Origin of the sequence: Ferrimicrobium sp., assembly GCF_027364955.1 — a bacterium.
In the GTDB taxonomy this organism is placed as follows: Bacteria; Actinomycetota; Acidimicrobiia; order Acidimicrobiales; family Acidimicrobiaceae; genus Ferrimicrobium.
The window spans coordinates 1-8,474 of record NZ_DAHXOI010000045.1; the positions used below are offsets into that span (position 1 = coordinate 1).

Below are 8,474 nucleotides of genomic sequence, written 5' to 3' on the forward strand. Positions count from 1 at the left end.
AGTAACGCTTCACCTGTGCCATAGTAACTCCATCCTCTCAAGAGTAGGAGTCTCCAGTAAACCCGGGGTGGTTTAGGCAACGTTTGAATCACACCTGCTCGGAGTCCTCATCGAGCACGAGCCCGGCTCACTTGCCGCTGATGCTGAGAAGATATTTAAGATACCACTCTCCCCCACTATCGGCACCTACCCCTTGCCGAACTCAATCGGAACCCTGAAGGAGCTCTTAGTCAGTGCCGCAATTACTGCGGTCATTTCTGGCAAGGAACGAGTCTGTGTTGCCGACCTAGCGCGTGTCTTTGGCCGTGCAGCCTAGGCGCGCTGGTCACGGGATTCAAGCAGGGGAAATCCAGGGCCATGGATCGATATCCCAACGTGAGGTGTCAAGTGATCTCTGGCAACCAAGACCCCGCCCGCTTCCCGTTCGAGTGAAGTACTTTCGCCATGAGACTCCACTCTCCTACGAGCTCCGCTTGGCCGCGGCTAACCACTTGACAAAGAAGGACCTGCGTTCGGGATCTGGATTGTCGTCTAACGAGGGAAACTTTTCAATTAGGTACCCAGTGACGTACGTGAGATACCTCGAGTTCCTTGGAGACCTAGACGGCCGGGTGATCGACACCGTGGCCAATGCAGCGATTGAGCGCCCAATGTGTCCGAGATGCAGTGGGGGCGAACAGGTGAGGGTTCGCGATCCACTATCGGGCTATGTCTGTACCAAGCACGCCTACTGGCTCCGCGACACTGAGGTGACAAAATTTCAACCGCTTCCCGAGGTCATCGGCGCGGAACTCCATCTCAGGTCACTCCTTGCCGATGGCCGGGAAAATATTCTCGACACCACAAAGTACCGCTTAGCTGAACAACTCGCCTTGGTTTCACTGACGGAGGAGCAGCTGGCAACGAGAGCCGAGCAGTTGAACACGGGCTCTCTTCCGATCTGCCTCTATCCGGAGACAGTCGAATTCGTTGATCTGCTTTCCCTGGAGCAATTCCTACGAGCAATCTCGGTAGATCACTCTGTCAAGTCCAAGCGATACCACGTCATCGAGTCGCTCAAGTTCCCAGGAGTGTCGGCTCTGGGGCGAGCCCAGCTCATCGGAAGGCTCAAGACCCTCTCTGACAACTTGCACCACGAGTCGCCTTGAATTGCGCAGAGTCCTTCATTGCGCAGCGCTAATTGTTTGCGCCCCTTCGGCTACTTCTTCATCGTTTCACCCGCCTCAATCAGATCAACGATCGCAACAAGCACCTTGGGTTGCCGGCAATGTTGAGATCGTCGATCACGAACCTAGAGTCCAGAACCCTTACGATGTCCAAATCACCTGCTCACCCGAATACCACTTCCTGTCACGAACAAGCACTCCCACAAGCACTCTGCCAAACTCCCTGCTAGATGATAATCTTTCGGGAATACCTCAAAATGCCGTGCAATCGTCGCCATCATGTGTTAGGTTTTGAAGTGTACCAGACGATAACTCTGGTAGCGAGTATTACCAAAAGGAGTAATGATGAAAGTACGGAACATGGTTCGGGGGGGGCGGTCGTAGCCTTGAGTCTCGGGCTCGCTAGCTTAGGCACTGGAATTGGGTTGACGGCTAACGAGTCTCCAGTGGTCCAGGCGCAGCCTGGGGGGACTGTCGGAGGCGGAGGCGGAGGCGGTTCGGGTGCCGTCTCCTTTTCGTCGGCGTGGGTAGCCTATGTTCACAGTAAAGGTGGGTTTGGCTTCGTATCTACTTCCTCTTGCCAATACCTACCGCCGGATAATAATAATCTCGATCTTGCTTGTCTGAACTACAGTTCACATCTTACGGTTGACTTGCAGAATTTTCACAAGGAATATCACACCTTCCCTAGCTTCACAATCTACTACAATGTTAACGATCAATTTTCGTACGATCTGTATTGAGCTTCCCTTAAGACCACTTCTATCTGCGGTTAACGATTGTATTCTCTGTTGCTAGTACTATGGTCTTTGCCGGAAAGAGGATAGCGTGAAACTTCACAAAGGTGAAAACGTGAGACTGATCGGAATCCGTTGGCTCTTCGGAGTGCTCTTGCTTGGCGTGATAGCACTGCCACTTTTGGATCCTGGTGTCGTATGGGCGAAGACCTTCCCGATTGCAGTGGAGAGAGTCGGCCTCTACCCGACGTCCCTTACCGTCGATTCTGCGACGGATACGGTGTTTGTTGAGGGGGTTCATTCTGCGCCAGCAACTAAGTGGTGGTTGTCAGCGGTTGATGGAGCAACTGGCAAGGTTGTCGGTACGCTGGACGTGGGTGCCTATCCGGGGGTTCTTGCCGTAAATCCGGACACGAACACGGTGTACGCATCCGACTCAAAGGGCCTTGTGGTGATCGATGGAGCGACTGACAAGGTGATCAAGGTGATCCCTGTGAGGGTCGGGATTTGGGCCCTCGCCGTCAACTCGAAGACTAATATGGTGTATTTTGCCAGTCACGATGGATACGATGCGTATTATGGCAAGGCGAACGCCAATACAGTACTCGCCATCGATGGCGCTACCGGCAGGGTAGAGCATACATTTGATGTCGGGGATGGTGATACAAATATTGTCGACATTCAAGTGGATGCTGACACCAATGAGATATACGTGAATGATCACCGATCAATCGTCGCTATCAACGGTGCGACTGGTAAGGTCACTCGCCGTATCCCCGCCTGGTCAAGTGGTGTCGAGTTCACTGCCGACCCCAGTAACGACACGTTATATATGACTGGTAGTCATTCGGTTCTAGCCGTTGCTTTGGGGTCCCAAAGTCGACCCTCGTCGACAACCGCTGCAGTGCCCTTCGAGGTTGCAGGAGCCGCACTTGTAGTTCTTGGGAGCGGTGCGGCCCTGCTGTATTCCGTGAGGCACCGCCGCGCTTAGTGAGGCGGTGGAAGTATTCGGGAACGCCATGTCGACGATGTGAGCACGCACTGCGCGATGAAACGCCTGACGGCGTAGCGTGTTAGGCACGAGATCCAACTTGAACGGCCAACGAGAATCCGCAATGACGGGCACTGGTCTGCAAATCAGAATGCGAAGATGATCAGATCTCAGTGGTTTGCCCGACTCCTCAGACCCGGATGACAGCGTTCTCACGAGGCTGTCAGAAAACCTCGCTCGCTGCGGAACCAGACGGCCTTGCGGTTAGGAAGTCTTGCACTCTTATTGACCTTGTCCGAAATGGCCAGAATGACTGACATTGTGCACGATGTTCGGTCTCTTGGTGCCAACTATAGTGAGAATAGGCTTCCAGGCGTCTCATTAACGATGGCATTATCCCTGTTGGGAGAGTTGAGGAACTGCCAACTCTATTGACACTGGATATGTCCTATATCAATTAAGTTGGCGCAAATCTCAATACACCTGTCGTTTGCACGTATGTTTTGCAAGTTCTTAATATACCTGTCACTGTCCAGGTGACGTGGCAGATTATAGTCGACAAGTTCGTCAGACTCGAGTACCGGTCATCACCACAAGAGCTAGCAGATCGCGAACAGGTACGAGAACTTGTCAGGCTGTCCTTGGAGAACGCCGCGCCATTTCGATCGTTCTCTTCGTACCGAGCGAAACGCAACTACGAGGTCGTTTATCCATTTCAGAACCTTAACACGCAGGTCGAGTTCGAGTCCCTCCTAGAGGGACAGTCTCTGCTTCAACTGGATTGGGAGAATACTGCGCATGCGCGCATCGTTCAGTTTTTCCGGGTGTTCTGGGTGTTCTGGGGCAACGGCAAGCAGGTTTGAAGCGAGCTATAGGTTGAGAAAAACACCGAAACCAGGCTCAGTGACATCTCAGGCTGTGCCAGGCGACTCTTTGTCAAGTACTGCTACGACTTTGCGAAGTGTCCTATCTCCATCACGGTTGCGGTGTTAGAATATGAATAGTAGTCTAGACGGAGGCACGAGATGTTAAAGGTGGTCAAAACATTATCGTTGACCAGCAAGTTGTTGGTTCCCATCGTTCTCACGGGTACGTTGCTTGCCGCTTGTGGAGCTTCGAGCGCATCGGGATCAGCGATCCAGCTCGGTAATCAACAGGCGCTTCTGTCAGCCTATCGGATGACACGGCAACAGCGTTCTTTTGCGATCGACACGGTGGAAACGATATCGACCGATGGAGGATCTGGCACCAGTCAGACCAAGGGTTACGTCTACCAAACCGGAACGAACCCGGTCAGCATCGATGCCAAGCTCACCAACCAGAGCCATTCGACCTTTAGCGTTGGGCTCATCGACTCCTCGGAGCTCGTCGTTGGTTCCACGGTCTATTTCGGTATTCCGAGTAACGAACTAGGTTTAACGACACTGAGCGGTGCCAAGTGGATTCAAGCATCCCTCGCCCACCCACCCGCGTTACTCACAAGCCCCTTAGCACAAGTCAACTCCACCGACCCTACGTCAGTCTTGGCTAATTTCGCGAACCGTACTCACGTCACGGTTACCAAGGTGGGTCCGGCGACAGTGGACGGTCACACCACCACCGAGTACTCAGCAAGTATCAATCCTCGCCAATTTCTCCAGGAAGCGGCCGCGAAAAGCGCTAGCAAGTCGTTAGCACAGGTGCTGAATCAGGTCAATTTCGATGGCCCGATCATGGTGAAATTCTGGATCGGCAGCAACCAACTGCTACGACAGTACACCATATCGATGGATATTTCGGAACCTCAACCGGGAGCACCCGGCAACAATGCTCCCGCGTCATATTCCATTCAGGTGGACCTCTCACAGTACGGCAAGACCTTCCCAACTGTGAGTGCTCCGACGAGTGGCATCATTAATGCGAAGACCTTCATCAGTGCGCTCGAGGCACAGGGTACGCCCTCCGCATCTGCTGGTGCATAGTGTGCCTCCCACATGTGCAGATCAGCTAGTTGTCCACGTTTACCAACCTCAAGGCTTCTAGAAGAGTTAGGTCTGGGCAAAGGTGTCAGCACGTAAGGGGAAGGGCTCAATGGAACGAGCTATTCTAGTGCAGATTGTTGCATTGATTGGTCAGCAGTACAAGAGTGTCGGCCAGGAATTTACCGCTAGTGCGTGGAGAGATGGGGCAGGCATAAGTAACGCAAAACAAGGCGAATCCTGCAGAGAGAATACTCAGCGAGCTGAACTTGGGCCCTCGATCTCGATAAGATCAGCATTGCTCTGATTGATGCGAGCGGACACTACCGACTCTATCAGGACGGGTTGTTGGACGTCATCGTCAAATGGCTACGAACACCTCAACCCACTGGTGCTTGGCCATGGGAGCGGATCTTTATAGCTACTCACGTTTTGTGGGTTCGAAGGTGGACTGATACCACGTCGCTCCACCGTCGTTCGTCGCTTGCTGAAACGCAGAGTTGTAGCATCCCGACTTGAAGCGAGTGCAACTGCTATCGATCGTCATGACTACCGCATCCGTCCGGGAGATGAGCTGGGCTGAGGCCACCGAACCCGCGAGACGCAGCGCGGTGATACCCTTCCAGAAGTTACCACCGTCGGAAGACTCCATGATGCGATGAGGACCGAGAAACCACCAGACGTTTGGACCGTTGACGGCCACGACCCCTCCGGGGGTCCGTGCCTCGGTCAACACTTTAGTGAAGGAAGAGCCTCCGTCTGTGCTTGCGTATAGCGTCGCTTGCGCACCAGGGCCAGTGCCGATTGTAACGGGTAGGTAGACCACATCACCAAACGCCGTCGGACCAAAGAAGCTGACGGCCGGACCAGTCACAAGCCCAGGAAGAGAGACTGCCTTCCTCGCGATTCCTGCATTCGAGGTGAACCACACTCCCTGGCTCTCGTCGCCTCCGACGACGATCCCTGTCGACGGCGAGATCATCGCCACCTGATAGTTGCCGTACCTTGTAGGTACTGGTAGTTGGGTGAAGGAGGTTCCCTGGTGAGTTGAGACAAACAGTGCTGGGACGTTACCGGTTTGTGCCCCTCCTTCATTGACAGAGACCGCTGTCGCCCCGGTGGCGAGATCATTGGTTACGGTGACCATATTGGGATCGTAAGTCGGACCAAGTGCGACACCTTGGGGCCACTTGATTGGCACCAAAGACTGCACCCAAGGAGCTGTGGCGTCGATGGCTCGCGCCACGGAGAGGGTATCTCCAGCGCTCGTGAAGGCAAGCAGTACTCCTCGTCTCGTGACGGTAACTGCAGTCCGCATGGAAGACATCCCGACTGGCAACTGCTTGGACGACCAGGTAATACCCCCGTTGACAGACACGACAAGGTCGTCTCTGACAAACCGCCAGATAGGTTCTCGAACAGTGTTGACCCTGACCCCTTGTTCGTTTGGATAGTCCGTCGAGTCAAGGTGCGGATTCGCTGTGGAAGAAGCTCCGCAGGAGAACAGTAGCATCGGCCAGAACACCAGTAGCCACAACGAACGCCAAGAGCAGCCGATTCCTTCTAGCAAAGGTGATCATCGGCCCCTCCTTGTCTTGCCCAGCCTAGTAATTAATGGAGATGAATCCTGGATTGGCTCACCAAATACGCTGGAGGCCCAATCTCCGGTTCGAAGTGGCTGCTGGCTCACACGATTGATGACGCTGAAGCCTAAACCGTTTCGAGGAAGTATCCTGGCGACTCGAGGGGTGTAAGAGTTGGCAGTACCCACCTGTTAGAAAAGTTCCTGCGTATTGGCCAGTTTTTACCTGAAAGTATTCATCGGTACGGTCCCAGCGGACCACGTCTACCCTAACTAGCAATTTAGCAATGCAACTGCCGGGAAACTGGCAATTGCTTTACCAGCTCACATCTGAGGCGGTCCGCTTCATGCAGACCCAGTAGGTTCACCTATGGAACCGGACCGTATGCGTCTGGAACAGAGAGACTACGAGACACCGCCAACCTTGCAGACGAGCGATCGTGGAAGTGTTGTTAGCGGTCAGCTACCATTGCGGCCAGTTCCCTGGGACCGACCCTGTGGGGCTATTCTGCAGCACCCCTCCAGGCGCACCAAGCGAGGATAAGAGCTGTGAGAAGTTGGAACCAAACGCCGTCGAGTTTGAGCCGTAGAACTGGCCATAACTCATCGCCATCGTCTCTCCAAGGGCTCCACCATCGGCCCAACCTGTCTCGATGCCGTCAGGACCATTGTAGAGTGTTCCGATGACGGTATTCGGTGTAACGGACTGCCCAACACTGACGTCAGGGTTGATATCCTCGGCAGCGTAGACCACGAGGCCTGCCGCTGGTCCATTGGTGAGCCGGTAGGTGATAAATGTGCCTCCCGGCCACCCACCGTTAAAAGTTGAGAGGACTACCCCATCTCCGATCGCATAGATCGGACCGTAACCGTTATAGTCTACGCCTTGATCAATTCTCCATACTTGAAGATCACCGATGGACCGAATCGGATTGGCATAGCCACTGGGCGCTACTGCGGCTGGCGAGGGAGCGACTGATGTCGGCGATGGACTCGGCGAGCCTTGGCCCTGTGACTGACTGGCTGCCGCTTGTTGTGCAGCCTGCGCGGCCGCTGCCTGTTGTGCCGCCGCTGCTTGTTCGGCAGCTATCTGTTGCTGTTCGATCTGGGCCTGACGAGCTTGCTCTTCGGCAGCGAGTTGGGCTGCAACCATCTGCTGGATCTGAGCATTCACACTCGACAGCTCTGTCGACGCTTGCTGCTGTGCCGATTGGGCTTTAGCCTCTTGGGCACTTAACAAGTTCAGTAACGATGCCTGTTGTGACTGATCTGCCTGTAACTGCGATTGCTGATTCGCGAGTTGCTGTTGCACCGCTTCATAGGCATTGACCGCCTCTTCCTGGGTGGATGATGCGGTCGAGATGTCCTCCTGCGCAACCGCAGATGAGTTTGGGTTGTCCTGTAGAACGCTTAGGACCTGAGAGTCGGTACCAGCCTGCGCAAAGAGTGAAACAGCTTCTGAGACAATTTCTCCATGAAGTTTTTTCAATTCAGACTGTTTCTGAGCGATCGCCGTCTCTACGGAGCTTTCCTTCGCTTGCAGCTGTTGGATCTGGGCCTCGACCGACGCGTAGTGTGAACTGATCGATTGAACCTGCGCGTTGAGTGCTGCGATCCTCTGTGTGAGCGAATTCGCTTCCTGTTTCATTGACTGAACAGAGCTCGTGAGCTGGGGATGCACCTCCGAAGAACTCGACACCGAGATGAGTACGACAGCTACTGCCGCACCTCCGATCGCCTGCCAGGCGCTGCGCCTGAGCCGGTTTCTCATCTACAAACCCTCCAGATACTCGGCGGTGGTCCACTGCGGGACAAGACCGAAATAGCCTTCGCACAGACTAACACGGCAACACCGGAACCGCAACCCCACAGACAGTCATCGGCATAAATTAATACTTACTCAAACGACCCTAACGCTCTACTTGAGGGATCGTGAAGCGTAACCGCACCTTTAGGATCCTCATTGCCCTAGGTCTCAGTATCAGTGTGTGCGCGGCTAAAAAAATAAATCAATGAGGGCGAGAAGGCAGAGATGTTGGC

Annotated in this window: 5 protein-coding genes; 3 read left to right on the forward strand and 2 right to left on the reverse strand. The window is 54.1% G+C overall.

The window, feature by feature from the left end:
- Window positions 1-563 precede the first annotated feature (563 nt).
- From M7Q83_RS13410 to M7Q83_RS13420, 3 genes are all read left to right on the forward strand, one after another.
- The gene (locus M7Q83_RS13410) at window positions 564-1,148 is read left to right on the forward strand and encodes a hypothetical protein (RefSeq protein WP_298339888.1); all 585 of its coding nucleotides are present in this window, start codon (window positions 564-566) and stop codon (window positions 1,146-1,148) included.
- A gap of 846 nt (window positions 1,149-1,994) precedes the next feature.
- Window positions 1,995-2,894, forward strand: a complete 900-nt coding sequence (locus M7Q83_RS13415) for a YncE family protein (RefSeq protein ID WP_298339890.1) — start codon at window positions 1,995-1,997, stop codon at window positions 2,892-2,894.
- A gap of 1,025 nt (window positions 2,895-3,919) precedes the next feature.
- A complete protein-coding gene (locus M7Q83_RS13420; protein ID WP_298339893.1) occupies window positions 3,920-4,855 on the forward strand; it encodes a hypothetical protein in 936 nt (311 codons plus the stop codon).
- Window positions 4,856-5,273: 418 nt separating this feature from the next.
- Here M7Q83_RS13420 and M7Q83_RS13425 read toward each other — a convergent pair whose 3' ends face one another.
- Window positions 5,274-6,170, reverse strand: a complete 897-nt coding sequence (locus M7Q83_RS13425) for a hypothetical protein (protein WP_298339896.1) — start codon at window positions 6,168-6,170, stop codon at window positions 5,274-5,276.
- A 727-nt stretch (window positions 6,171-6,897) separates the two neighbouring features.
- Entirely contained in the window at window positions 6,898-8,205 is a 1,308-nt protein-coding gene (locus M7Q83_RS13430) for a hypothetical protein (protein ID WP_298339899.1), read from the reverse strand.
- Window positions 8,206-8,474: the final 269 nt, after the last annotated feature.

Excerpts from the sequence above, each read along its gene's own strand:
- M7Q83_RS13420 (WP_298339893.1), top strand. The coding sequence starts at position 3,920 with ATGTTAAAGGTGGTCAAAACATTATCGTTGACCAGCAAGTTGTTGGTT.
- M7Q83_RS13425 (WP_298339896.1), bottom strand. The coding sequence starts at position 6,170 with ATGCGGACTGCAGTTACCGTCACGAGACGAGGAGTACTGCTTGCCTTC.
- M7Q83_RS13430 (WP_298339899.1), bottom strand. The coding sequence starts at position 8,205 with ATGAGAAACCGGCTCAGGCGCAGCGCCTGGCAGGCGATCGGAGGTGCG.